The following is a 25,168-nucleotide window of genomic DNA, read 5'->3' on the forward strand; positions in this document are numbered from 1 at the left end:
CGTCAACGCCAGCGGAACGGGGGCGGCAGCGGGGCGCCGGCGGTCTCCCGGCGCACCAGCGACCAGAAGTCCCGGACCACGGCGCGGACCGGTTCCGAGTCCGTCCCGAGCACCCGGTAGATCAGGCCGGCGCCGTTCGGCAGGCGGCTCGCGCCGGCGACCGCCGGGCCGGTCATGGTCGAGGTTGCCGGGATCTGGTCGATCACCCGTTCGGCGCGGGCGGCCGAGGTCAGCAGCACGACGTTGGCGACGACGTCGAATCCGCCCATCACCGCACAGCCGTCGACCGGGAACCGTCCCGGCTCGATGACGAACTTCTCCGCGAACAGTTCGCGGCCGTCCGGGCGGGTGACCCGCAGCGCCGAGGAGAAGAGGTCGTAGCCGAACAGTTCGCCGTCGTTGTGGTACCGCCGTCCGGGCAGGATGATCTCCGCGTACAGCGCCGTCGCGCTCTCCGGCAACGACACCTGGGTCCGGGCCAGGTACCGGCTCCGGCGGTACGGGATCACCGGCTCCGGCAGGAACTCCAGGTACGCCCCGTCCTGCAGCACGATGTCCTGCGTCTGCGTCGCGTAGTTCGCGTCCATCTGCTGGATCCTGGTCGCGGACTGCGTCGTCAGGTGGGCCTGCGCGTGCTCGCCGAGCCGCACCCGGAGCGCATGCCGGTCGCCCTGCAGCAGCCCGCCGGACGTCGTGACGATGAAGACGCAGGCCAGGCCGGGCATGGCCTCGTCCCAGTACAACGCCCGCTGGACCAGCAGCGGCGCCTGCCGGAACAGCTCCGCGAGGATCGTGCGGTCGCCGCGGCGCTCGAATCCGAGGCGCAGCACCCCGTTCTTGCCGGGGGCGCCGCTGGGCAGTTGCGCCGGTTCGTCGTGGTACGGCGCCAGTTCCGGCGCGGCGTGCAGGTTGTTCATTCGGCGGGCGCCAGTTCGAACAGGACCTCGCGGCGGATGATCGACAGGACGTCGTCGACGCCTTCGCCGGTCCTGCAGTTGGTGAAGACGACCGGCTTGCCGTCGCGCTGCATCGCGGCGTCGCGGTCCATCACGGTGAGGTCCGCGTCGACGTACGGGGCCAGGTCCACCTTGTTGATCACGAGCAGGTCGGAGCGCGCGATGCCGGGGCCGTTCTTGCGCGGGATCTTGTCGCCGGCCGCCACGTCGATCACGTAGATGAAGAAGTCCACCAGGGCCGGGCTGAACGTGAGGGTCAGGTTGTCGCCGCCGCTCTCGATCAGCACGACGTCGCTGCCCGGGAAGCGGGACTCCATGTCCTCGACCGCGGCGAGGTTCATGCTCGGGTCCTCGCGGACCGCGGTGTGCGGGCAGGCGCCGGTCTCCACCCCGATGATCCGCTCGGCCTGCAGCACACCGGTGAGCACCCGCCGCACGTGCGCGGCGTCCTCGGTCGTGACCACGTCGTTCGTCACGACGAGGACCCGCTGCCCGTCGGCGACCAGGCGCGGCACCATCGCCTCGATGATCGCCGTCTTCCCGCTGCCGACCGGTCCTCCGACGCCGATGCGACTGGCTGATTTCATGCTTCCTCCGGTGAGGTCAGTTGATGAACATCCGTATCCGGGCCCGCACGTGCGCGGCGGCCAGCACGTCGGTCATGGGCGCGAACGACGACATGTCGTCGAGCGACGCCCCAGCCACGCGTTCGTAGTGCCGCTGCGCGGTGTCGTTGACGGCGAACAACACCGTCTGGGCGTCGACGTGGTCGATCGGCATGAGCCGGACGGCGGCACCGACGATCATCGCCGCCGTCCCGTACTGGTGTGCCGCGAAGGCCGCCTCCTCGGGCAGGCCGAGAACGGCGGCGAGGACACCGAGCCCGGCCGGATACGTTCCGGGTACGGCTCCGGCGACGATGTCCTCGGCCCGCCGCACCAGCACCGGATCTCCGACGACGCGCGCGGAGATCTCCGCCAGCTTCCGGCCCATCCGGGTGCTCATCGAGCGCATCTCCTCGTTGAGCTTGCGGACGAACACCGCTTCGTCGGATCGCGCGACCCGGTCGGTGTCGCCCGCGCGGGTGCCGCGATGGCTCTCCAGCAGCCCGATGCCGTCGCAGCCGGCCGCGAGGTGCGTCGCGGTGCGCACGAACTCGTGCAGTGTCCGCCGGTCGTGAACGATCCCGAGTTGCACCGCCGGCTCCAGCGCGTTGGAGAACGTGAACGCCCCCACCGGGAACATCGAGTCGGTGAACTGCAGCAGCCGCATGAGCTCCAGCAGCCGCGGTACCGGTGCGGCGGTCCTCAACTGCCGTCCGCGGGCAGGTGCGTATGGCCGGCCGCCTCGGCCCCGCCGAACAGCCGCCGGGCCTCGTGCGGCGCGAGGAAGGCGAGGACCTCGGTGCCCTCGACGAACTCGTGCTTGATCCCGGCGAAGGCATGGGTCCGCATGACCGAGTCCATGACCCGGCGATCGACGGTCACCGGCACGTACACCGTCGTGCCGTTCACCACGGCCGGCCAATGCTGATTGCCGATGGCGTGCCCGAGCTCGACCGCGGTGCGGATCGGCGTCCCGGGCGGCAGTTCGACCGCCATCACCTCACCCAGCATGAGCTGCACGACGGTGGCCGTACCCGCCGCGCCGTCCCAGGCGAGGACGTCACCGTCGTGCAGGTGCGTGTCGCGTGCCAGCGACAGCGCCACCTCGACGCCGCCGCTGGTCCGCTTGCGCAGGCGGCGTTTCTGCGCCTCCCACTGGTCAAGGACGAGCCGGTCGACGTGCGTCTGCGACAGCCGGTCACGCCAGTCCGGCTCGGCGGCGTTGCCCAGCACAGCTTCGACGAGCATGTTCCCTCCCCATCACGGCAGCATCAGCGTTCGCGGCGGCACCAAGCGTTCGCGCGGCACCAAGCGTTCGCGCCGGCATCAGCTGAAGAAGTACAACTGGTTCATGGACAGCGACGAGGCCGCCGGCACCGTGGCGTGCACGCCGTCGACCTTGACGGCGAAGGTCTCCGGGTCCACCTCGATCCGGGGGGTGAGGTCGTTGCGCACCATGTCCCGCTTGGTCAGCGAGCGCGTCCCCCGCACCGGCAGGACCTGCCGCTGCAGGCCGAGCTTCCCGGCGATACCAGCGTCGTAGCCGGCCTGCGAAACGAACGTCACGCAGCTCTGCGACAGCGCGGACCCGAACGCCCCGAACATCGGCTTGTACATGACGGGTTCGGTCAGCGGCAGCGACGCGTCCGAGCTGCCGGTGGCCGCCCAGCTGATGATGCCGGCCTTGACGACCAGCTTCGGTTTGGCGCCGAAGAAGGCCGGCTCCCACAGCACGAGGTCGGCCAGCTTGCCCGGCTCGATCGAGCCCAGCACGTGGGCCACGCCCTGGGTGATGGCGGGGTTGATGGTCACCTTGGCGAGGTACCGCAGCACCCGGAAGTTGTCGTTGTCCGGCGAGTCCTCCGGGAGCTTGCCCCGGGCCGCCTTCATGGCGTCCGCGAGCTGGACGGCACGCAGGAAGCTCTCACCCACCCGGCCCATCGCCTGGCTGTCGCTGGAGATCATCGAGATGGCGCCGAGGTCGTGCAGGACGTTCTCGGCGGCCATCGTCTCGGGCCGGACCCGGCTCTCGGCGAACGCGACGTCCGAGGGGATCCGCGGGTTGAGGTTGTGGCAGAACATGATCATGTCGAACAGCTCGGACTGCGAGTTGACCCCGTACGGCAGCGTCGGGTTCGTCGAGCTCGGCAGCACGTTGCGCTGACCCGCGACCTTGATGATGTCCGGCGCGTGCCCGCCGCCCGCGCCCTCGGTGTGGAAGGTATGCACCGTGCGGCCCTCGAACGCCGCGATGGTGTCCTCCACGTAGCCGCTCTCGTTGAGCGTGTCCGTGTGCAGGCTGATCTGGATGTCGAAGTCGTCCGCGGCGCGCAGCGCGGCCCGGATCACCGCGGGTGTCGCGCCCCAGTCCTCGTGGATCTTGAGCCCGGCCGCGCCGGCGATGATCTGCTCGTCGAGCGGGCCGCGCGACGAGCAGCTTCCCTTGCCCAGGAAGCCGAAGTTGATCGGCAGGCTCTCCACGGCCCGCATCATGGTGTGGAGGTTCCACACCCCGGGGGAGATCGTGGTGCCGTTGGTGCCGTCCGTCGGGCCGACGCCGCCGCCCCACAGGGTGGTGATGCCGTTGCTGAGCGCGTCGTACACCTGCTGCGGCGAAACGTAGTGCACGTGCGCGTCGATGCCGGCCGCGGTCAGGATGAGGTGCTCGCCGGAGATGGCGTCGGTGCCCGGACCCACCGCCAGGCTCGGCGTGACCCCGTCCATCGTGCTGGGGTTGCCCGCCTTGCCCGCGCCGACGATGCGGCCGTCCTTGATCCCGACGTCCGCCTTGACGACCCCCATCACCGCGTCGACGATCGTGACGTTGGTGATGACGAGATCGAGTGCGCCGCCGGCGCTGGACAGCCCGCTGTCGACGCCCATGCCGTCGCGCAGGGTCTTGCCGCCGCCGTAGACGGCCTCGTCGCCCAGGACCCGCAGGTCCCGCTCGATCTCGATGTATAGGTCGGTGTTGCCCAGCCGGATCTTGTCGCCGAGCGTCGGGCCGTACAGATCGGCGTACTGGCTCCGCGATATCCGGCTCACTTCTGGGACTCCTTCTTCTGGGGCTCCTTCTTCTGCTGCTCCTTGGCGGGCCGGGACTTGAAGCCGCGCATGGTGGCCCGGTCGGCCGCCGCCGTCCGCTCGGGCTGATATCCGACGGCATCGCCGGTGCCGGCCCAGCCGTCCACCAGCCCGTTGAACCCGTACACCCGCTGCTTGCCGCCGAACGGCACGAGGTCGACGGTCTTCTTGTCACCGGGCTCGAAGCGCACGGCCGTGGTCGCCGGAATGTCCAACCGCCGCCCGAACGCGGCGTCACGGTCGAACTCGAGGCAGCGATTCACCTCGTAGAAGTGGTAGTGCGAACCGACCTGGACGGGCCGGTCCCCCGTGTTGACCACCTCGAGCGTCGAGGTCGGCCGGCCGGCGTTGAGCTCCACCGGGTCGTCCGCGAGCACGTAGCCGCCGATCGGCCGGATCGACTTGTGACTGCTGTCTTTGTGACTGGGATTCGGCATCCTGGCCCTCCTGTCCTGCTGTCCGCTACTGGATCGGGGTGTGCACCGTGACCAACCGGCTTCCGTCGGGGAAGACCGCCTCGATCTGGATGAACGGGACCAGGTCGGCGACGCCTTCCATCACGTCGGCCTTGCTCAGCACCGACCGCGCGTCGGTCAGCACGTCCTCGACCGTCTTGCCCTCCCGGGCGCCCTCCAGCGCCGCCGCGCAGATCACCGCCACGGCTTCGGGGTGGTTGAGCTTCAGACCCTTGGCCCGGCGGGCCTGAGCGATCTGGGCCAGCGTGAGCACCGTCAGCTTGTCCAATTCCCTGGGCGTGAGTTTCATGGCACGTGTCGTTCCCATCTGTCCGCGCAGGTATTTATTGCCCGCCATGTGTCGCAGGTGTTCACGCCATCGCGTGAAAGCAGCGGCCGCGAGATTCCAACGGGCCGTTTTCCAGGTGACCGTCGATCGGGTGCGGCAGGTCAGCGCGGCGCGACCAGGATCTGCTCGCGCAATGTCGAAGCCGGCGACAAACCGGGCCAGATGCGGTTCAGCCTAACCGGAGCACGGTGACCGTTGAACGGAAAGAATGAGTGACTCCACCGCAGTCCGGGGTGAATTCGCGGGTAACGGCATCCTGCGTATTGAACCGGTCGAGATTCGTGTTGTGATCGACGCGCGTCCACCGGGATGTGCCGGTCACCCTGCATTGTCACCACAGCCGATCCGTCCGGCTCCCATCACGCCGGGTAGGCCGGTCCCGCAATCGCCGGCAGACCCGCGGTCTGACCGAGGTGTCAGGTTCCGGTAAGGCTCAGTCTGTGCTTTCTTCGCCTGGGCCGCATCACGGTCCACGGCAGCGCATCGGGCAACACGCCCAGCGACGCGGGCGTCATCATGCTGGTCGCGATGATCGTCTTCATTGCCAGCTACGCGTTCTCGCTCGGCCCCGTGGTGTGGACCGTGATCAACGAGATCTATCCGAGCACGATCCGCGGCCTCGGAGTCTCGGCGGCGACTGCGGCCAACTGGGCAGCGGCGTGGCTGGTGACACAGTTCTTCCTCAGCCTCACCGGCTGGATCGGCGAGTCCGGCACCTTCGGTGTGTTCGCCGCCATGTGCGCGGTGTCCTTCGTGTTCGTGTGGAAACTCCTGCCGGAGACCAAGGGCAAGACACTTGGCGAGATCCAGCAGATGTGGGTCGATCGGGCCGCCCCACGGGTCGGAGCCGAGCCCTGAACCTCCACGGCCGGTCCACATGGGATCCGGCCGTGGAAGTGCAGCGAGCGCTACGTTGCCGCTCGCTCCGGCCGGGCGAGCCTGTCGGGCGTCGCCTGGCGGGCCGTGAGCGCTTGTTCGGTGCGGCTGGTCAGTGCACCGAACAGCAGGCCGAGGGTGCTCCACAACACGAGCTGAACGCCGGCCGAGGCGAGCCGGAAGCGCCACAGCAGGGTGGCCGGAAAGTCGGCCGGGGTCTCGTTGACGGCCGGCATCAGCAGTCCCGCGAGCGCCGCGACGGCGACATACCCGCCCGCGGCGACCAGCACTGCGTTCCAGTTGCCGAGCCGGGCAGCGAGACTGCGCGCGACCAGCACCGAGCCGGCCGCGGCCAGCAGGCTCACGGCCATCATGGTGAAATACAGGGCGGTACGCCGTCCGATGGTGTCCGGATCGCCGACCGCGGGCGGGTTGCCCGGATACTTCATGAACGGCACCAGGAACATCGCGATGAACCCGACACCGCCGACCAGCAGCGCCGTGGCACGCGACTGCAGCGCACCGACGCGTCCGTGGCAGAAGGCGAACGCCACGGCGAAGATGCCGCCCAGGGCGGTGCCGTAGAGGAGCAGGGCGACACCCAGGCCGACGGTGGATTGCACGGTGCGGCTGACCGGCTCTGCCTCCGCCGCGTCGGCGTGACCCGGCTCCGTCGTGTCGGTGTGGACGTGTGCGGTTGCGTGGGCGTTCTCATACGCGATCGCACCGTCGATCTGGGCTTCCCCGAACATGCTCGCGAAGGCGAAAGCCAGTGCGGCGGCCACCACCCCCACGAGCATGCCACGGATCAGCAGTTTACCTGCGGTCATGTCTTCGGCCGATCAGTGGCAGGGGAAGGACAGCAGGTGCCTGCCGTCGTGCGTGAACTCGTGCACGAACGTGCCGGAGAAGATCGAAGTGGCGCCCTGTTCGGCACCGACGAAGTAGACCGCCAGGACGGCCAAGAGCAGGCCGAAGACCGCCCAGGGCAGTAGCTGGCGCAGTGGGATCGCCGCCGGCAGCGACGGGTGGACGGGTGTCGGCAGGGCTGCGGTTTGAGACAATTTGAAGCTCCTGAGATTTGAAGGCGGTCGGCCATCTGCTGGCCCGCGGTTTCGAGTCGCTCTCTCCCCCGCGATCCAGGTCGCAAACGCCGCACGGGGTCTCTCGGCACTTCGACCGGCACACCCGTTGCCGCAGAGCGATCCTCGATGCGGCCGGCCAGGCAGTCCGGACACCGGCGGCACGCCGGCCACGCCTCATCGCCGGCGACGCAGCGACCGCAGCGTCAGCATGAGTGCGACGAGCACCGCCGCGGCGAGGGCGAAGGTCAGCATCGGACGGCCTCCGGCCAGCGCGCCGACGAAACTTCCGCTGACGTAGCCGCCGATGCCGAGCAGCCCCAGCAGCACGCCCTGCGACGCCTTCCGGCGAGCCTCGCCGCTGCCGGCGATCCAGGCGACGACGCGGGTTCCGGTCTTCATGACGGTTCCGGACTGGTACGTGATCGTGGTGGCGATCCCCGCGGTCCGGGCGAACAGCCCTCCCAGGCAGCCCATGAAGAATGCCCCGGTGGCGGCGAGCACGGCCCGCCGGTCCAGGCCCGGCGCTCCCCGGTCGAACGCGGCATCCACGACCGCCCACAGCAGCAGGGCGACGAGCGCCAGGCAGAACCCAGCAACGGCAGGATCCGGCCGGTGACCGGGATCGCAGATGCGGCGCACCCCGAAGGCGACCCCCGCGCCGAGTCCGAACGCGCCGATCGAACACGCCGAAGCTAGCCACAACGGGTCGCGGCCGGCCAGGCCCATGCCCACATGGACGAGATTGCCGGACTGGTTGGCTACGAAGACGCCGTACCGGGTCACGGCCAACGCGTCCATGAGACCCGCGACACCCGTGGCGACCGCCAATGCCAGCAACGGCAACCTGAACTCCGCGCGGGAGTCCTCGGCGGACGCTCCGCCCGCTGCACTCACCGACTCAGCGCCTCGGCCCGGCGATGGTGACCGCTGCTGCGTCCCCGACCCGCACGACGAACGGCGCCGTCAGCGTCGGGATGCCCAGCGGCGCCAGCGCGGTGGTGACCGTCCCGCCGAACGGGACGAGATCCACCGCCGGTCCGCGGCCGGGTCCGAATCGATTGACTTCTCTGGGATTGCGTTGCATGACACCCCGTTCCGATCCGGCCGCGTCCGTGTGGCGGGGCCAGACACCCGGCATGCGTCCAGTTTCTCCCGATGCCGACCGACATCTCTGAAGCGGACGACGGGCCTGGCAGGGTGCACTTCCAGGCTATCCATGATCATTTTGTGCGTCGGGCGAACGCCGCTACGGCGCCGTCGACACCGGGGTGAAATCACGGGATGCGCAGCGGCATGGGCACCCTGGCGACGATGACGTCCGGGCGGGTCTGCAACGCGGCAGTGAGGGCGATCTCGAGATGGTTGTGCAGGAAGCGGTACCGCAGCCGGTGCGGCAGCGCCACCGGGATCAGCACGATGATCCGCTCGTCGTGCTGCTCATGGAGCTCGTCGATGAATGCCACGATGGGCCGGGCCACCGAGGCATACTCGGTGTGCAGGATCTTGAGCGGCACCCCGGGGTTCCATTCGGCCCATTGCCGGTCCAGCTCACGGTCGCGGCCGGTGTCCCCGCTGGTGTCCTCGAGCACGACATGGACCGCCACCACCCGCGGGCTGATCGAGAGGGCATCCTCGACCGCGTGCCGGGTCAGCCGGCTCACGCCGGTCACGGGCACCACCACCATCGTGGATCCGGCGTGCGGCCTGGCCGGGATCGCGTCCAGGCCGAGCGCCTGCCCGCAGCGCGCGTAGTACGCATGGGTCCGCGCGAACAGCGTGATGATGGCCGGCACGGCCAGCACGACCACCCACGCGCCGACGGTGAACTTGGTGACGAGGAATACCACGGTGGCCACCCCGGTCGTGACCGCGCCGACACCGTTGATGACCGCCCGGTGCCGCCAGCCCGCCGGCCGGGTCTTCCACCAGTGTTTGACCAGCCCGGACTGGGCCAGCGTGAAGGCGGTGAACACCCCGATGGCGTACAGCGGGATCAGCCTGAGAGTCTGCCCGCGCACCGCGACGAGCAGAACCCCGGCCAGACCGGCCAGCGTCCAGATGCCGACGGCGAACACCTGCCGCTCGTCGCGCAGTGCGAACAGGTGCGGCAGGTAGTTGTCGCCGGCCAGCCGGCTGGTCAGCACCGGCAGCCCACCGAACGACGTGTTGGCGGCCAGCATGAGCACCACCGTGATGGTCACGGCCATCACGTAGTACGCCCAGTTCCTGCCGACCGAGATGGCGATGACCTGGCTCAGGACCGTCTCACCGGACCGGGGCCCGATGTGCCAGCGGTTCGCCAGCACGGCCAGGCCCAGCAGCATCACGCCGAGGATGACGCCGAGCAGTGTCTCGGTCCGCTTGGCCCGGGCCACCCTCGGCTCCTTGAACAGCGGCACGCCGTTGGCGATGGCCTCCACCCCGGTCAGCGCGCTGCACCCCGCCGAGAACGCCTTCAGCACCAGCAGTAGGCCGACGGCCTCCAGTCCCTCGGTGGACGTCAGCGGCTGGCCCTGGCGCGGCGTGTGCAGCGCCAGCGGGTGGATCAGGCCGATTGCGATCACGATCAGCAACCCGACGATGAATGCCATGGTGGGCAGCAGGAACGCCCGGGCCGTGTCGCCCAGGCCGCGCAGGTTGAGCCCGGTGACCAGCGCGAGGATGCCCAGGCAGATCGGGACCGTGGCCGGGGTCAGGCCGGGGAAGGCCGAGGTCAGCGACCCCACCCCGGCGGCGATCGAGACCGCGACCGTCAACGTGTAGTCCACGACGAGCGCCGCGGCGGCCAGCACGCCGACCTGCGGCGGGAAGTTCGCCCGGCACACCGCGTAGGTGCCGCCGCCGCCCGGATATGCCTCGATGACCTGGCGGTACGAGAACACCAGGACCGCCAGCAGCACGACGATCGCGATCGAGACCGGCAGCACGAGGTGCAGCGCGGCCAGCCCGGCCGCCGCGAGCACGGCGATGATCGCCTCCGGCCCGTACGCCACCGACGTCAGCGCGTCGAGTGAGAGGGCGGGGAGCCCTTCGATCGGCGTAATCTGCTGCTTGGCCAGCTGCCGCACCCGCAAAGGGGGTCCGACGAGGAACCGCCATACGGCCGCCACTGCGCCCACTGCCTGACCGCCTGCCTCGCCCGTCGCCAGTGGCCTCCGCGCCGATACCCGCGCAGCGACCTCCAACACCACCCGCTACCAGCAATCGCCTGCCCAACGAGCCGGCATCCAGTGCCAGCCTGAAACGTGGAGAGCTGCCGGCCCGCGCGCAGGGCACGGCCGGCAGCTCAGGCGGTCCATCCGGCGGGCCGACCCGCGAGGTCAGACATCCTCAAGCCTGGCGCGGACCTGCGCCATCTTCGATCGCAGCTCTTGCTCGTCCAGGATGCCCTGCTCCATCAGCAGATGGGTGACCACAAGCGCGGATCGGGCCTGCACGGGATAGTCGACGTACACGGTCTCGCCCAGCCGGTCCTCGGCATGCCGGCGTTCGAGGTTGTCGAGAGCGCCGCGCCACGACAGGCATTCGCAGGTCGCCTGCATGCTCGACTCCCACGGGTCCGGTGTGCGGTCCAGGTCGGGCAGGCTGCGATCCTGGCGCCGGGTCTGAGGACTCAAGATGCCGGTCAGGAGGTGATCCGTCGACGTGTCGGTCATCGACGTGCACCTGTCTTCGCGTTCGGGGGGTTCGTGGCCGTCCACTCAGGGTTCGGCAGGGCGACACCGATCATCGTGTCCCTTGTCACGATCGACGCGAGCTGCTCCTCGGACCACCCCTCGGTGCCCTCCGGGCGCATGGGCATCACCATGAACCGGGACTTCTGGTTCGAGTCGTGCACCCGCACCTCGACGTCCGACGGCAGGTGGAGACCGAACTCGGCCAGCACCTCACGCGGCCGGCGCACCAGCCGCCGCCGATAGTTTGGCGTCCGGTACCAGTCCGGTGACATCCCGAGGACGGGCCGCGGGTAGCAGGAACACAGCGTGCAGACAATCACGTTGTGAACCTTCGGCGTGTTCTCCAGGACATAGAAGTACGTGTAGTCGCTGGGCGTGCCCTTCCCGGTCGGGTCGAGCCAGTCGACGCCCACCGCCTTGCTCGCTTCGGTGCCATTGCTGAGCAGCTGCTGCTTGAAGGCGGGATCGAGCCACGCCTTGGCCACGAGCTGGGAGCCCTTGGCCGGCGTGCGCGCCTCGGCCCATTCGGTGAAACGCCGGTGGTCCTCGGCGGAGAACAGGCCGTGTTCGATGGCAAGCTCACGCACCGCGCGCTCCAGCACCTCGAACTCACTGACCTCGGTGGGTCCCTCGATGTGCTCGTGCTCGGTATAAGTCATTTCGTGCCCACCATTTCGGGTTCGAGCCAGCGTTCGGAGCACTCGGTCTCCAACGTGTCGACGTCGAAGCCGGTGTAGTCGGGCCAGAGGTCGGTCTGCCGGAAGCGCACGACGTAGAAGGGCTCGTGGCGGCCGTCCTCGTCACGGCCCCAGGCCTCATCCTCCGGGATGACCCACTCGGGCCGGTATTCGGTGACGACACCGGTCCGCCCTCTGGCGTACCGCTGCGTCCTGGTGTGGAACAGGCTGGTGGCGTCCCGCACCGTCACCCGATCCCCGACCGAGAACCGTCGCTGTGTCATGACTGCTCCTTCATGCGCGCCCGTACCTCGTCGATCTTCGAGGACAGTTCGTCGGGCGTGATCAGCCCTTTGTCGATGAGCGTCTTGGCGGCGACGGTGATCCACCGCGCGTAGTACGGCAGACCGTAGTAGAGCGTTGCTCCGAGGTCGTTCTCCGCCCTGCGCCTGATCTCCGCGTTCCACGCGCCACCCCACGCCAGGCACTCGCAGGTGACGTAGGTGTTCATCTCCCAGGCTTCTTCGCCCTTCTCCTTGTACGGCTCCGGCAGCGCGGGTTGTCCACCCACGTCGTGCAGGACGGTGCGGAGCGCCGCGTACGTCTCGTTCGAGATCTCGTAGGGTGAGTCCAGCGGGGTCCGCTCGACGGGCAGGATGCCGGCGATCCCCCGCGTGATCTCCTCGAAGCGGGCATTCAGGCTTGTCGTGCTCATTGTTGCCTCCGTCGCTTGGTTGCAAGCGGACTGCATTCCCGAGGCGGTGACGATCACGCACGGGCCGGTCGACTGCACCGAAGAGTGCCGCTGGCCGCCCAGATCTGCGGCCATAACGACGTGCACATGATTGCAGTGCACGATTTCTGCGTGCTTCTCGACGACCCCTGCGCGCGACCGTCACATCCCCCAGGCCCACGCTACCCAGGCAGCCACGAGGACACCGCCGAACGGCGCATCTGTTCGGTGTATCCCCCCCGCCACCACCCGCGGCGGGCAGGCCGGACCATGCGTGGTCGCGAACGGCAGGTGGCCACAAGGTGATCAGCGGAAGGTGCCATGGACGGTCACCGTCCGTCCGATGGCTGGTGACTGGCTACGCCATGGCACGCCGCACGGCATCAGCCCCGCAGGGACGACGGCGAGGACAACGCTTCCTGACCGCGATCGTGGCGCACGAGGTCCGTCACGGCTCCACCGGCCGCTCCCGCAACCGTGCAGAGTTCACCCCACCCATCGCCGGACGGCCTGGAATCCTTCGCTCTGCCGCATCCAGAAGTAGCCGTACGCCGGGGTGCTGCCCAGGTACGGCCCGATCCCGCGGAGCAGCACCTTCGTGCCGGCCGGGTCGCGATCGGCCAGGAAGTTGGCCAGCGCCAGCCAGTGCCGCAACGTGATCCCCCGGCCGGCCATGCGGGGCGTCCCGGCCGCGCACCACTTCACGGCGCAGTCGTTGGTCTCCCGGTACACCTCCGGCCGCGGTGGAGGCCAGGGCCGCCTCCACCGCGCGGGGGCTCAGGGCAGCATCGCCGGGTCGGCGGCGACGGCGGCGAGCTGCTCCGGGGTGAGGAACGCCGCACCGAGGGCGGGCTTGAGGCTCGGCCGGCGCTGCGGCGTGCCGAGGCCGATCTCGGGCACGCTGCGCTGGGCGGTGATCATCAGGAAGCCGCCGTTGAGGTACCGGCGGGCGACCAGCACGTCGCCGCCCTGCTCGTCGTCCTCGATGCCGACGCGGACCGGCACACCGGCGACGTCGATCACGCGGCAGTCGCGGCCGGGCTCCGGCAGGGCGCACAGGTCGCCGCCGGTCGGCAGCGGCGTGCCGTCGGCGGCGATCGCGGCCAGCAGCTGACCTTCGCCGCGCCCGTCGGAGACCGTGACCTCGACGTACGCGTGGACGTACACCGGGGTCGCCGGCGGCGGCGAGTCGAGGCGGACCGGCTGCTGGGACGGGCCCGCGAACGGGTACCGGCTGCTGCCCTGATAGCCCGCCGGTAGGGCCGCGACCAGCACGTCGTACATGCGGCGGTCGTGGGTCGCGGCGGCGGTCGCCGACGGTACCGGCGCCGCGGATGCCACGGCCGTGGACGCGGGCGCCGCCGGTGCGGCCACGACGGGCGGCGCCGGCACCGAGGCGGGCAGCAGCGCGGGGGTCACCAGCGCCGCGACGGCGGTCACGCCGGCCAGGCCGACGCTCGTGGCCACGATCCGGTCCCGGCGGGCCGCGGCCCGCGCGGCGATCGCGAGGGTCTGGTCGGCGCCGCGCAGCGGCGGTGCCTCCACGTCCAGGGCGAGCTCGCACAGGTGCCTGACATCGGTGATGGTCATGATTGTCCTTTCAGGCTGGTGGGTTCGAAGGTGTCGCCGAGCACCTCACGCAGGTTGTCGAGGCCTCGGGCGGTCTGGCTCTTGACGGTGCCGGTGGAGCAGCCGAGGACCTCGGCGACCTGCTCGACCGACAGGTCCGCCCAGAACCGCAGGACCAGCACCGCCCGCCGTCCCTTCGGGATGCGCAGCAGCGCCGTCTTGAGCACCTGCCGGTCCTCCACGCCGCGGTGCTCGGGCACCACCGCGTCGAGGGTCTCGTCGCCGGGCAGCACGGCGCGTTCCCGCCGCCACGGCCGCCGGTGCTCGTCGAGGAACGTGCGCAGCAGGACCCGCCGCGCGTACTGGTCGAGCACGTCGTGCCGGTCGATGCGCGCCCACGCCCGGTACAGCTTCGTGAACGCCGTCTGCGTCAGGTCCTCGGCGAGGTGCCAGTCCCCGCAGAGCAGATACGCGGTGTTTCTCAGGTGGCCGGCGCGGGCCGCGTAGTACGCGACGAACTCTTCGTCGTGTGCCCGCCGGTCCCGTCGCCGGAGCATTTTCATCATCATCGAGTAAGACACGTACCGCACCGCCGGCCCGGTTGCCCGGTTGCGGGACACCAGCACAGTTCCTTCATAGCGGATTGAATTCTGCTATCGTGGAGAAGTGTCGGAGAACCTGGGGCTGCTCTCCAGCGGCCTGTCGATGGCTGAGCTGGGTGCACGGATCCGGGCCCGGCGGCGGGCGCAGGGGCTCGCGCTGGAGCAGCTGGGCGAGCTGAGCGGGGTGAGCCGCAGCATGGTGTCGGACGTGGAGCGGGGCATGAAGACGCCGACCGTGCTGGTGCTGGACCGGCTGGCGACCGCCCTGGGCACCTCGATCGCCCGGTTGCTGGACGAGCCCGTCGGCGACACGCTGGTGGTGCTGCGCAACGAACGACAGCGGGTGGTGCGCGATCCGGCCGGGTGGGAGCGGCGCATCCTGTCCCCGGTGCTGCCCGGCGTCGAGTTCGAGTTCATGCGCACCGTGCTGAGACCCGGCGTCGACGCCGGCGAGTTCTCGCCGCATCAGCCGGGCTCGCGGGAGTACGTGGCGGTCGAGTCGGGCCGGCTCACGCTCACCATCGACGGTCAGGGCTCCACGCTGCAGGCCGGCGACTCCGCCTACTTCCCCGGCGACTGCCGGCACGCGTTCGCCAACGGCGGGGGCGTGGAATGTGTCTACTACCTGGTGATGGCGCTCGGGACCGCCGGGCCGCACGGAACTCGCGGGGGCGGCGGCCACGGAACTCGCGGGGGCGGCGGCGACGGAATTCGCGGGGGCGGCGGCGATGGATGAGCTGAGGCAGGTGGGCCGCATCGCGGCCGACGTGACGGCGGACTATCTGGCGGGCGTCGGCGACCGGCCGGTGTGGCAGCCGGTGCCGGAGCCCGACCACGGCTGGCTGAGCGGCCAGGACCTGCCGGCGGCGGGTAGGTCGCTGTCCGACCTGGTCGACGACATCCGCACCCGGATGTTGCCGTACCCGATGGGCAACGGTCATCCCCGGTTCTTCGGCTGGGTGAACTCCGCGCCGTCGCCGGCCGGCGTCCTTGTCGCACCGCTCGCCGCCGCCCTGAATCCGAGCTGCGCAGGCGGCGACCACGCCGGCGTCCTGCTGGAACACACCGTGCTGCGATGGCTTGCCGAGCTGGTCGGCTACCCGCACCGTCCCGGCGGCGGGCTGCTGACCAGTGGCGCCTCCATGGCGACCGTGATCGCGCTGGCCGCCGCCCGGCAGCGTGCCGCGGACCGGCAGGGCGTCGACATCCGCGCGGACGGGCTCTACGGCCTCCCCCCGATGGTCATGTACATGTCCGCGGAGGGGCACAGCTGCCTGCGCAAGGCGGCCGAGCTGCTGGGCCTGGGCCACCGGCGGGTGCGGGTGGTGCCGGTGGACGACCGGTTCCGCATGGACGTCGACGCGCTGCGGGACCTGGTGGACCGTGACACACGGGCGGGGCTGCTGCCGTTCTGTGTCGCGGCGACCGCCGGCACCGTCAACACCGGTGCGCTGGACCCGCTGGACGAGATCGCGGACGTCGCCGCCGAGCACGGGATGTGGTTCCACGTCGACGGCGCATACGGTGCGCTCGGCGTGCTCGCCCGCGGTGCCGCGGCCGGCTACGCGGGCATGGCGCGGGCCGACTCGCTGGCGCTGGATCCGCACAAGTGGCTCGGCGTACCGGTCGACAGCGGGTGTGTGCTCTGGCGTGACCCGGCGCTGACCCGTGCCACGTTCAGCCTGGTGCCCGCCTATCTGCGGGACGAGCGGGAAGGCGGGCTCGGGTGGTTCTCCGAGTACGGCCCGGAGCAGACCCGCCCGTTCCGGGCTCTGCGGGTCTGGGCCACCATGTCGCACCTCGGCCGGGACGGCATCATCCGGCTGGTCGACACGACCGTTCAGCGGGCCCGCAGGCTGGCCGCGATGATCATCGAGGCTCCGGACTTCGAGCTGCTGGCCCCGGTCGGTGCCTCGATCGTCGCCTTCCGGTATCACCCGGTCGACCGGGAGGACGGGCTGGATGAGCTCAACCGCCGGATCCCGGTGGCCGTCCAGCACCGGGGGCGCGCCTTCCTGACGGGCACGCGACTGGCCGGAGCGGAGGCCCTCCGCGCCTGCCTGCTGAACCCGGCGACCACCGACGACGACCTCGCGCTGCTGCTCGACGAGATCCGGGCCGCGGCGACCGTCGGGACGGCGCCGGCACCGCCGTGAAAGCCCACTGGCTGATCGTCGACCTCGGCGCGGTGGTGTGCCGCTTCGATCATGCCCGCCGGCTCGACCGGAGCTGCGCCGTGACCTCCAGGGAACCGCTGGAAATCTGGGCAGGTGAACCCGCCGGATCCTCCCCCGCCACCGGCGGGTGACGGGGAAGGACCACGACCGCCCGGCGCGCCTACGGCGCGGGCTCACCGGACGGCACCGCGAGCTGGGTGCCGAGTGCGACGGGGACGCCGAAGTTGGGGGTGCCGTCGGCGTTCCAGGTGAACTTCTGGGCGCGGGTGCTGCGGTTCATGTCGCAGCCGCCGCTGGCGGAGCTGTTGGCGTGGTACACGATCCAGTCCTCGGTGCCGTCGGGGGACTTGAAGAAGCCGTTGTGGCCCGGGGCGTACACCGAGTTGGCGTTGGAGCGCTGGAAGACCGGGTTCGGCGACTTCACCCACGACGAGGAGTTGAGGGGGTCGCCGCCGTTGTAGGTGAGCATGCCCAGCTTGTAGTCGGGGGTGGAGCAGTGGCTGGCGGAGTAGATGATGAAGGTCTTGCCGTTGCGCTGCAGGACCTCGGCGCCCTCGTTGACGGCGCCGCCGACCGTCTCCCAGCTGTAGGTGGGGGTGGACAGGATGCGGCGGGTGCCGCTGGCGGTCCACGGGTTGCTCAGCGGGCGGATGAACATCGGCTGGGAGCCGTTGTAGAACGTGCCGAGCAGGTACAGCTGGCCGTTGAGCTGCAGGATGCCCGGGTCGAGCTCCCACGTGTTGTCCTGGGTCGGGTCGAGCAGGTCGGCCTTGAACGAGTAGGGGCCCATCGGGTCGAGCCCGGCGCTCTCCAGCACGTGGATGCGTTGCGTGCCGAGGTTGAACGGCTCGGCGCCCGCCGTGTAGTAGAAGTACCAGCGCTGTCCGTTGGGGCCGTTGAGCAGGTGGAACTCCGGCGCCCACATGGTGCCGGCGCCGTTGGGGCGGGTCAGGTTGAAGATGACCGTCTCCGGTGACGTCGCCAGGCCGCCGAGGGTGCGGCTCTTGCGCATCGTGATGGTGCGGTTCCAGGTGGTGGACGCCAGGTAGTAGTAGCCGTCGTAGTAGGTGAGCCACGGGTCGGGGCCCTGCGGGTCGAGCGGGTTGGCGAAGGTCCGCGTCGTGCTGGTGCCGCCGTTGTACGACGGCAGCCGCCACACCTGCGTGGCCGCCGACGAGCAGGTCAGCTGCACCAGGCCGGCGGAGGCCGGGGCGACGCACTTGCCCGACTGGACGCCGACGAGGTTGAACGTGTTCGTGGCGCCGGAGACGGTGACCGCCTGCAGCCGGAACTGCTGGTTGGTCTGGCCGTTGCAGGTGTACTGGATGATCGCCGCGTTGTCGGCGGTGGACCGGCCGGTCACGTCGACGCAGGAGCCCGAGGTGAGCGTGTTGACGGTGTAGGTGCCGGTCGTGTTCGCCACCGGGACGAACGTGAAGCTCTGGCTGGTCGCGCCGCTGCAGCCGGCCAGGACGAGCTGCAGGACGTTGGTCGGCGCGCCGTTGGGGACGTTGGCGCACTGGCCGGTGGACTGGCTCACGACCGTGCTGGTGAACGTGACGGGCGCGGCCGAGGCCGGTTGGGCGAGGATCGGCACCCCGGCCGCGACCAACAGGGCGAGCACTACGGGACGACGCATGAGAGTCCTCCTTTCCGGAAAAGGGGTTCAGGTGCCGCTGGAGGCGAGGTCGGCGACCTCGGCGGCGGTCAGGGCCCGGCTGTAGACACGCAGGCTGTCCACGGCCCCGTCGAGGTACGGGTCGGCGTACTGGGACCGCCCGACCCAGTTCTGCGTGGTGGATCCGAGGTTCGCCGGGCTGAGTGTGAGCGCGGTGTTGCGGGCGACCTCGGCGCCGTTGACGTACAGCACGCCGAGGTTGCCGTTGCGGGTGACCGCGACGTGCGTCCACGCCCCGGCGGGCAGGGCGGCGGGGGCGTCGATGCGCTGTTCGCCGCCGGCGCCGGTGGCGGTGATCGCGAAGCGGGCGGTGCCGGAGCCGGAGCGGGCGGTGAGGAACATGTTGACGCCGGTGCCGCTGCCGAAGTCGAAGACGCGGGCCCAGTTGGCGAGCGCGTCGACGCGCACCCACAGGGCCACCGAGAAGTTCGTCGCGCCGGCCAGGATGCCGGCCGGCAGCGCCACGTACCCGTTGCTGCCGTTGAGGTTGACGGCGCTGCCGGTGCGGCCCGTGACGTAGCTGCCGTTGACGACCACGGCGGTGCGGCCGTTGCCGGTGGCGTCGGCGCCGTTGCCGTCGAACTGGTAATGCGCGACGAACAGCGGCAGCGGCGGGGTTGTGGTGACCGACCAGTAGACGCTGTACCGCTGGCCGTGGATCTTGTAGAAGGGCTGGAGGGTGACGCCGCCCGCGGTGTACTGCAACGGGGTCGCCGTCGCGGTCAGCGACGCCGGGTTGAGCACCGGCAGCGCGCTGAGGTTGCTGGTGCCGAAGAGGCCGCCGAGGACGATCGGGCCGACCTTCACCGCCTGGACGCTGCTGTTGTCGTTGGCCGCCTCGCGGGTCAGCGCCATCGGCAGGGTCACGTCGACGACGTCCCCGGACGCCCAGGTGCGGGCGATGGTGGCGAACGTGCCGGGCGCCGGGCCGGCCAGGGCCGTGCCGTTGACCCGGACCGTGGCGCCGGTGGCCCACGACGGGATGCGCACCTTCATGGTGAACGTGCCGGCGCCGGTGACGGTGAGCTTCGTGGCTGCGGCCTCCGGGAAGCCGGTCTCCTGCCGGACCGTGACCCCGCGCGCGGACCAGGTCAGCACCGACGGGATGAACAGGTTCACGTACAGAGTGCTCGCGCCGTCATGGAAGTAGATGCTGTCGCCGAACTTGGTGCTGCTCTCCATGCCGGTGCCGTGGCAGCAGACGAAGCTGTTGTAGTCGTTGCTGTAGGTCTTGATGCCGCCGGCGCGCAGCGGCACGTAGTAGCACTGGAAGCCGTGCGCCGAGTTCGGGTCCTGGGAGGCCAGGATGTGGTTGTAGAGCGCCTTCTCGTAGTAGTCGAGGTAGTCGACGCGGGTCGGGTCGGTGAAGAACAGCTGCCGGGTCAGCTTCAGCATGTTGTGCGTGTTGCAGCACTCGGCGGTCGTGTCGGACAGTTCGCTGGCGATGCGGTCGGGTGCCTTGAAGTATTCGCCGTTGGAGTTGCCGCCGATCGCGTACGTGTGCCGCCGGGTCACGATGTCCCAGAAGTTGACGGCGATGTCGCGGTACCGGGTGGTGCCGGTCGCGTGGTACTCGCGGATGGCGCCGATGACCTTCGGGATCTGGGTGTTGGCGTGGTAGTTGTTCAGGTTGTCGGTGCCCGCCGCGAGCGGGTCGAAGATCTCGGCGTGGTCGAACTGCTGCGCGGCGGCGAGGTGCGCGGCGGTGCCGGTGAGCTGGTAAAGGTTGGTGAGGACCTCGTTCATGCCGCCGAACTCGGTGTCGAGCATGTTCTGCCGCTGGGTCAGCGTGAGCCGGTCGTTGCGGAACTTGACCCAGGCGGCCATGCCGGTGAGCACGGTGAGCGCCTGGGCGTTGCCGGCGAGCAGGTGCATGTCGAGCAGCCCGGCCATGAGCTTGTGCAGCGTGTAGTACGGCGCCCAGACGGCCTGCCGGGCCTCGACCCGGTCGATGAAACTTTCCGGGAAGGCGCTGAGGTAGCCGGTGTTGTAGCCGGCGGTGCCGGCCCGGGCCTGGCACTGGGCGAGGACGGTGACGAGCTGGTCGCCCTTGGTCTTGAAGGCGGTGTTGCCGGTGCTGGCGTACGCCTGGGCGAGCGCGGACAGGATGTGGCCGGTGGAGTGCCCGCGCAGCTCGGTGGTCGGTGACTCCCACCCGCCGCACGGGGTGGCGGTGGAGGACAGCCCGACGTTGAGCCGGAAGGTGTGCAGCAGCCGGTCGTTGTCCAGGAACAGCAGGTAGGCGTGGATGCGGCCGGCGGCGGCGCTGAACGGGCTGCTGAGCAGCTGCACGGCGGTGAGCGGGAACGCGTAGGCGGAGACGCCGGTGTCTGGCCTGGCCAGTGCTGCGGCCGCGGCGGCCCCGGCGGCCGAGCCGGGGGTGAGGAGCGGGGCGGCGGCGGTGGCGGCGCCGACCGCGGCGGTGGTCCGCAGCACGCTGCGGCGGGTCACCGGTGGTGAGGACATGGGTCCCTCCCGAGGGTATGGGGTGTCCGCGGGCCGTCCGAGGTGGACGGTCCGCCGTGTTGCAGTGAGCGGGTCAGCCGCGCAGCGCGCCCGACATGAAGCCCCGGACGTAGCTGCGCTGCAGCACCAGGAAGAGCAGCAGGCAGGGCACCGCCATGAACGTCACCCCGGCCTCGAGGGCGGCGTAGTCGATCGCGCCGAACGAGGCGGTGCGCATGTTGACCACGGCGAGCATGACGGTGAACTTGCCGGTGGAGTTGAGCAGGATGAGCGGGGCGAAGAACTCGCTCCACGAGGTCAGGAAGGCGAACAGCCCGACGGTGATCAGTCCGGGCCGCACCGCGTGCAGCATGATGCGGGTGAGCGCGCCGAAGCTGGTGCAGCCGTCGATGAGCGCGGACTCCTCCAGCTCCTTCGGGATCGCCTCGAACGCGTTGCGCATCATGAAGATGGAGAACGGCAGCTGGAACATGATGAGCACCATGCTGAGCCCGAGCAGCGAGTCCTGCAGCCCGATCCACTCCAGCAGCACGTACAGGGCGATGAGGATGGTCGCGTAGGGCACCATCAGGATGGCGAGGGTGAGCAGGAACAGGACGTTCTTGCCGGGGAACTGGAAGCGGCCGAAGGCATAGCCGCCCAGCGTCGCCACCAGCAGCGTGCCGCCGACGGTGAGCGCGCACACGGTGAGGCTGTTGATGACGTGCTCGGCCCGGATGCCGTTGTCGGAGGTGAACAGGCGGCGGTAGTTCTCCACCCCGAAGCCGGTCGGGGTGCGCACCGACGCCCAGGCGCTCCACAGCAGCGGGAACAGGAACAGGATGGCGAGCGCGGCGGCGCTGATCTTGCGCGTCATCGGTACGGCTCCCCTACTGCGATCGCCGGCGCAGCACGCCGAGCTGGATGGCGTTGAACACGATGAGCACCCCGAGCAGGACCACGGAGATCGCGGCGGCGGAGCCGAGGTCGAGCTCGATGAACGCCTCCCGGTAGATCACCATGACCAGCGAGGTGGTGCTGTTGTCGGGGCCGCCGCGGGTGAGGATCCAGAACTGGTCGAAGGCGAGCAGCGAGCCGGTGATCATGAGGGTGAGCACGAGCGCGATGGTGGGCCGCATGAGCGGCACGGTGATGCGGCGGAAGATCTGCCAGCGGGTCGCGCCGTCCAGCCGGGCGGCCTCGTACACGTCGAGCGGGATCGCCTGCAGCCCGGTGAGCAGGATGAGCATGTTGAACCCGGCGAAGCGCCACAGCACGAGCACGACCGCGGAGCCGAGCGCGGTGTTGGGGCTGCCGCTGGTCAGCGACAGGTAGCCGTCCCCGGCCAGCAGGTCGTTGACCGGGCCGATCTCGTCGCTGAGCAGGCCGAGGAACAGCAGCGACGCGCTGGCGAAGCCGACGGCGGCGGGCAGGAAGAACGCGGTGCGCAGCAGCCCGACGCCGCGCCCGCGGTGCTGCACCATGAGCGCCAGCCCGAACGACAGCGCGAACAGCAGGACGGTGACGACCACCGTGTACTTGAGGGTGAACCACACGGCGGTGCGCAGCAGCTCGTCGTCGCCGAGCCCGGCGTAGTTGTCCGGGACGTTGAGCGTCGGCGCGCCGAGCAGCGGCCAGTGGTGCAGCGACATCCAGACGACCAGCGCGAGCGGCACGACGAAGAACATGCCCACCACGAACGCGGTCGGCGCGGCGTACAGGGCGCCGATCCACTGCTTGTTGCGTTTCCTTCGCGGCGGCGCCGACGGCAGGACCGTCGGTCGCGCTGGCGCCAGCAACGTCATCATCGTTCTCCGGGACGGGGGCCCGCCCCCGCGGTGGAGGGCGGGCCCGGCGACTACTTCTTCAGGGAGGCGGTGAGCGCCGAGGCGCCGTCGCCGAGGGACTTCTGCGCGTCGCCGAACAGCGCGCCGCGGAACGCGGTGTTCCAGGGGCTCTGGGGGTCGTTGTAGGTGGCGTTGAAGTTCTTCGCGTACGGGGTGCGGCCCTTGCCCATCAGGTTGTTGATGGTGACGATGCGCGGGTCGGCGGAGGAGTACTTGTTCGACGCGAGGTCGGTGCGGGTCGGCACGCCCTTGCCCTTCGCGACGACCTCGACCTGGGCCTCGTCGCCGAGGGTCCAGGCCAGGAAGTCCCAGGCCTGCGCGGCGTGCTTGCTGGTGGCGCCGATGCCGATCGAGTCGCCGCCCACGAACGTCGACTCGCCCCCGTTGATGCCGCTGATCGGGGCGATGCCGACCTTGAACGCGGCCTTCTCCTCGATGATGCCGAGCCACGCCGACGGCGCCGGCGCGATGCCGATCTTGCCGCTCTGCAGGGCGCCGAGCCAGGTCGGGCCGGCCTCGTCCTTGGACGCGGGTGCGGCGACGCCCTCCTCGTACAGCTTGCGGTAGAGGGCGAAGACCTCGGCCATCTCCTTGGAGTCGATGGTGCTGGCGGTGCCCTCGGCGTTCATCACGTCGCCACCGGCGGCCCACACCGACGGCCACAGGGTGAACACGTTGCAGCCGCCGCAGTTGCCGCCGAAGTAGGTGCCGTTGATGTCGCCGCCGAGCTTGTCCACGGCGCGGGCCGCGGCGGCGAACTCCGTCAGGGACGTCGGCGGTTTCTCCGGGTCGAGGCCGGCCTTGGTGAACAGGTCCTTGTTGTACAGCATCACCGACATGTCGATGGTGTGCGGGACCGCGTAGTTCTTCTTGTTCCAGGTGCCGTTGCGCACGTGCGCCGGGGCGACCTCGTCCTTGACCGGCAGGGCGTTGAACTTGTCGGTGATGTCCAGCCACAGCCCCTGCGAGGCGTACTGCGGCGCGAACACCACGTCGGAGGCGAACAGGTCCGGCAGGGCCTTGGCGCCGGCCGCGGAGGCGAGCTTCGCCGGGTACTCCTCGTTCGGGTACGCGGTGACCTGGACCTGGTTCTTGTGCGTGGCGTTGTAGGCGGCCGCGTAGGCCTTGGACACCGACTCGGTGGCGGCGCGGGTCCACAGGGTCAGGGTGGCGCCGCTGTCAGCGGCCTCCGGGGTGGCTGCCTCGTCGTCCCCGCCACAGGCGGCCGTGCTCAAGGCCCCAGCCAGTAGCAGGGTGGCGGCGACGGTGCCGCGCAGTACACGGTTCAAGGTCTTCCTCCTGACACATTGTTTGTGAGCGTTATCAAGAAGCAAGAGCGGAGGTGCTTTCACGCACGACGAGGTCGGGGGCGGACCGGTGCTGCCCGGTCTGCCGCACGCCCGCCGCGATCTGGGTGACGAGCAGGTGCATGCTGCGCCGGCCGAGCTCGGCGAAGTCCTGCCGGACGGTCGTCAGCGGAGGCTGCAGGTACGGTGCCTCCGGCAGGTCGTCGAACCCGACGACGCTGACCGCCCCGGGCACGGCCCGCCCGGCCTCGTGCATGGCGCGCAGCACGCCGATCGCCATCTGGTCGTTGCCGCAGAACACGGCGGTGACCGCCGGGTCCGCGGCGAGCGCGCGGCCGGCCGCGTAGCCGGACCGCGCGCTCCAGTCGCCGGGCAGCGCCTGCGGCACCGGCAGGCCGGCGTCGCTCAGCGCGCACTGCCAGCCCTCCATCCGCTCGCGCGCCTCCGGCCATTCGGGTGGGCCCGCCACGTGGTGCACGGTGCGGTGCCCCAGGGCGATCAGGTGCCGGGTGGCGAGCCCGGCGCCGGCGGCGTTGTCCACGGCGACCATCGGCACCTCGGGCATGGCGTGCGCGTCGATGCCCATGCCGACGATCGGCACGTGCGCCGGCACGTCCAGCAGTGAGCGGCCCAGCGCCGTCCAGGCCGCGGCGACCGGGGCGAGGGTGATGATGCCCTCGACCGCCTGTTCCCGCAACCGGCGGATCGCGTCGTGGACCGACGGCACGTTGAGCTCCCTGGCGCTGGCGATGCTGACGAAGTAGCCCGCTTCCCGGGCCGCGCGTTCGATGGCGTGGACCATGAACGACGGCCCGAACAGCGTGGTGTCGAAGGTGACCAGGCCGATGGTCTGCGACCGGTTGGTGGCGAGGGTCCTGGCCGCGACGTTCGGCTGGTAGTCCAGCGCGCGCATCGCCGCCAGGACCCGGGCCCGGGTCTCGGACCGGACGCTCGGGTGGTCGTTGACCACCCGGGACACGGTCTGGTGGGACACCCCGGCGAGGTGGGCGACGTCCCGCATCGCCGGGGGCCTTCGAGCGGTGTGC

At 70.2% G+C, this 25,168-nt stretch carries 27 protein-coding genes and 1 pseudogene; 3 read left to right on the top strand and 25 right to left on the bottom strand.

Going from position 1 to position 25,168, the window contains the following annotated elements; all coding sequences use genetic code 11:
* Window positions 1-2: 2 nt before the first annotated feature.
* From AB0H83_RS18240 to AB0H83_RS18270, 7 genes and pseudogenes are all read right to left on the bottom strand, one after another.
* On the bottom strand, window positions 3-917 hold the full coding sequence (locus tag AB0H83_RS18240; RefSeq protein ID WP_360094653.1) for an urease accessory protein UreD: 915 nt from the start codon (window positions 915-917) through the stop codon (window positions 3-5).
* Window positions 914-1,543: an urease accessory protein UreG gene (gene ureG / locus AB0H83_RS18245; RefSeq protein WP_360094656.1), complete on the bottom strand. Its 630-nt coding sequence runs from the start codon at window positions 1,541-1,543 to the stop codon at window positions 914-916. Before ureG ends, AB0H83_RS18240 begins: the two co-directional genes overlap by 4 nt.
* 16 nt (window positions 1,544-1,559) lie before the next feature.
* A complete protein-coding gene (locus tag AB0H83_RS18250) occupies window positions 1,560-2,267 on the bottom strand; it encodes an urease accessory protein UreF (RefSeq protein WP_360094659.1) in 708 nt (235 codons plus the stop codon).
* A complete protein-coding gene (gene ureE / locus AB0H83_RS18255; RefSeq protein WP_360094662.1) occupies window positions 2,264-2,809 on the bottom strand; it encodes an urease accessory protein UreE in 546 nt (181 codons plus the stop codon). The genes AB0H83_RS18250 and ureE overlap by 4 nt, the downstream gene beginning before the upstream one ends.
* Window positions 2,810-2,887: 78 nt before the next feature.
* Window positions 2,888-4,606 carry an urease subunit alpha gene (locus AB0H83_RS18260; protein WP_360094665.1) on the bottom strand — a complete coding sequence of 573 codons (1,719 nt, stop codon included), beginning with the start codon at window positions 4,604-4,606 and terminating at the stop codon, window positions 2,888-2,890.
* Window positions 4,607-4,743: 137 nt separating this feature from the next.
* Window positions 4,744-5,082 (bottom strand): annotated as a pseudogene (locus AB0H83_RS18265) (urease subunit beta); the annotation flags it as partial.
* A gap of 25 nt (window positions 5,083-5,107) precedes the next feature.
* Window positions 5,108-5,410: an urease subunit gamma gene (locus tag AB0H83_RS18270; protein ID WP_360094668.1), complete on the bottom strand. Its 303-nt coding sequence runs from the start codon at window positions 5,408-5,410 to the stop codon at window positions 5,108-5,110.
* Between the two features lie 477 nt (window positions 5,411-5,887).
* On the opposite strand from AB0H83_RS18270, the gene AB0H83_RS18275 reads away from it, so the two are divergent.
* Complete coding sequence (locus AB0H83_RS18275) at window positions 5,888-6,307, top strand: MFS transporter (protein ID WP_360094776.1); 420 nt, start codon at window positions 5,888-5,890, stop codon at window positions 6,305-6,307.
* A gap of 50 nt (window positions 6,308-6,357) precedes the next feature.
* Here AB0H83_RS18275 and AB0H83_RS18280 read toward each other — a convergent pair whose 3' ends face one another.
* The 12 genes from AB0H83_RS18280 to AB0H83_RS18335 form a co-directional block, all read right to left on the bottom strand.
* A complete protein-coding gene (locus AB0H83_RS18280) occupies window positions 6,358-7,155 on the bottom strand; it encodes a CbtA family protein (RefSeq protein WP_360094671.1) in 798 nt (265 codons plus the stop codon).
* A gap of 12 nt (window positions 7,156-7,167) precedes the next feature.
* Complete coding sequence (locus AB0H83_RS18285) at window positions 7,168-7,389, bottom strand: CbtB-domain containing protein (protein WP_327004534.1); 222 nt, start codon at window positions 7,387-7,389, stop codon at window positions 7,168-7,170.
* Between the two features lie 195 nt (window positions 7,390-7,584).
* Window positions 7,585-8,304: a YoaK family protein gene (locus tag AB0H83_RS18290; RefSeq protein ID WP_360094675.1), complete on the bottom strand. Its 720-nt coding sequence runs from the start codon at window positions 8,302-8,304 to the stop codon at window positions 7,585-7,587.
* Window positions 8,305-8,308: 4 nt separating this feature from the next.
* Window positions 8,309-8,440: a hypothetical protein gene (locus AB0H83_RS18295; RefSeq protein ID WP_360094678.1), complete on the bottom strand. Its 132-nt coding sequence runs from the start codon at window positions 8,438-8,440 to the stop codon at window positions 8,309-8,311.
* A 244-nt stretch (window positions 8,441-8,684) separates the two neighbouring features.
* Window positions 8,685-10,529 carry an APC family permease gene (locus AB0H83_RS18300; RefSeq protein ID WP_360094681.1) on the bottom strand — a complete coding sequence of 615 codons (1,845 nt, stop codon included), beginning with the start codon at window positions 10,527-10,529 and terminating at the stop codon, window positions 8,685-8,687.
* A 201-nt stretch (window positions 10,530-10,730) separates the two neighbouring features.
* Entirely contained in the window at window positions 10,731-11,066 is a 336-nt protein-coding gene (locus AB0H83_RS18305) for a hypothetical protein (protein WP_360094684.1), read from the bottom strand.
* On the bottom strand, window positions 11,063-11,746 hold the full coding sequence (gene scnC, locus AB0H83_RS18310) for a thiocyanate hydrolase subunit gamma (protein ID WP_360094687.1): 684 nt from the start codon (window positions 11,744-11,746) through the stop codon (window positions 11,063-11,065). The genes AB0H83_RS18305 and scnC overlap by 4 nt, the downstream gene beginning before the upstream one ends.
* Window positions 11,743-12,048: an SH3-like domain-containing protein gene (locus AB0H83_RS18315; protein ID WP_360094690.1), complete on the bottom strand. Its 306-nt coding sequence runs from the start codon at window positions 12,046-12,048 to the stop codon at window positions 11,743-11,745. Before AB0H83_RS18315 ends, scnC begins: the two co-directional genes overlap by 4 nt.
* Window positions 12,045-12,479, bottom strand: coding sequence for a hypothetical protein (locus tag AB0H83_RS18320; protein ID WP_360094693.1), 435 nt, complete (start codon window positions 12,477-12,479; stop codon window positions 12,045-12,047). The genes AB0H83_RS18315 and AB0H83_RS18320 overlap by 4 nt, the downstream gene beginning before the upstream one ends.
* Before the next feature lie 504 nt (window positions 12,480-12,983).
* The gene (locus AB0H83_RS18325) at window positions 12,984-13,202 is read right to left on the bottom strand and encodes a hypothetical protein (protein WP_360094696.1); all 219 of its coding nucleotides are present in this window, start codon (window positions 13,200-13,202) and stop codon (window positions 12,984-12,986) included.
* A 72-nt stretch (window positions 13,203-13,274) separates the two neighbouring features.
* Window positions 13,275-14,087, bottom strand: coding sequence for a hypothetical protein (locus AB0H83_RS18330; protein ID WP_360094699.1), 813 nt, complete (start codon window positions 14,085-14,087; stop codon window positions 13,275-13,277).
* On the bottom strand, window positions 14,084-14,623 hold the full coding sequence (locus AB0H83_RS18335; RefSeq protein WP_360094702.1) for a SigE family RNA polymerase sigma factor: 540 nt from the start codon (window positions 14,621-14,623) through the stop codon (window positions 14,084-14,086). Before AB0H83_RS18335 ends, AB0H83_RS18330 begins: the two co-directional genes overlap by 4 nt.
* Before the next feature lie 109 nt (window positions 14,624-14,732).
* Between AB0H83_RS18335 and AB0H83_RS18340 the strand changes: the two genes are divergently transcribed.
* Entirely contained in the window at window positions 14,733-15,404 is a 672-nt protein-coding gene (locus AB0H83_RS18340) for an XRE family transcriptional regulator (RefSeq protein ID WP_360094705.1), read from the top strand.
* Window positions 15,397-16,824 (top strand): aminotransferase class V-fold PLP-dependent enzyme, encoded by a 1,428-nt coding sequence (locus tag AB0H83_RS18345; protein WP_360094708.1) that lies wholly within the window; start codon window positions 15,397-15,399, stop codon window positions 16,822-16,824. The genes AB0H83_RS18340 and AB0H83_RS18345 overlap by 8 nt, the downstream gene beginning before the upstream one ends.
* Window positions 16,825-17,005: 181 nt before the next feature.
* On the opposite strand, the gene AB0H83_RS18350 is transcribed toward AB0H83_RS18345, so the two are convergent.
* From AB0H83_RS18350 to AB0H83_RS18375, 6 genes are all read right to left on the bottom strand, one after another.
* Window positions 17,006-18,484 (bottom strand): family 43 glycosylhydrolase, encoded by a 1,479-nt coding sequence (locus AB0H83_RS18350; protein ID WP_360094711.1) that lies wholly within the window; start codon window positions 18,482-18,484, stop codon window positions 17,006-17,008.
* A 27-nt stretch (window positions 18,485-18,511) separates the two neighbouring features.
* Window positions 18,512-20,989, bottom strand: a complete 2,478-nt coding sequence (locus AB0H83_RS18355; RefSeq protein WP_360094714.1) for a beta-L-arabinofuranosidase domain-containing protein — start codon at window positions 20,987-20,989, stop codon at window positions 18,512-18,514.
* A 73-nt stretch (window positions 20,990-21,062) separates the two neighbouring features.
* Window positions 21,063-21,845 carry a carbohydrate ABC transporter permease gene (locus AB0H83_RS18360; protein WP_360094718.1) on the bottom strand — a complete coding sequence of 261 codons (783 nt, stop codon included), beginning with the start codon at window positions 21,843-21,845 and terminating at the stop codon, window positions 21,063-21,065.
* A 13-nt stretch (window positions 21,846-21,858) separates the two neighbouring features.
* Complete coding sequence (locus AB0H83_RS18365) at window positions 21,859-22,776, bottom strand: sugar ABC transporter permease (protein WP_360094722.1); 918 nt, start codon at window positions 22,774-22,776, stop codon at window positions 21,859-21,861.
* 50 nt (window positions 22,777-22,826) lie between these two features.
* On the bottom strand, window positions 22,827-24,104 hold the full coding sequence (locus AB0H83_RS18370; protein ID WP_360094725.1) for a sugar ABC transporter substrate-binding protein: 1,278 nt from the start codon (window positions 24,102-24,104) through the stop codon (window positions 22,827-22,829).
* A 34-nt stretch (window positions 24,105-24,138) separates the two neighbouring features.
* Window positions 24,139-25,143, bottom strand: a complete 1,005-nt coding sequence (locus tag AB0H83_RS18375) for a LacI family DNA-binding transcriptional regulator (RefSeq protein ID WP_360094728.1) — start codon at window positions 25,141-25,143, stop codon at window positions 24,139-24,141.
* Between the last annotated feature and the right edge of the window lie 25 nt (window positions 25,144-25,168).

It is taken from the genome of Dactylosporangium sp. NPDC050688 (assembly GCF_040654515.1).
Taxonomy (GTDB): Bacteria; Actinomycetota; Actinomycetes; order Mycobacteriales; family Micromonosporaceae; genus Dactylosporangium.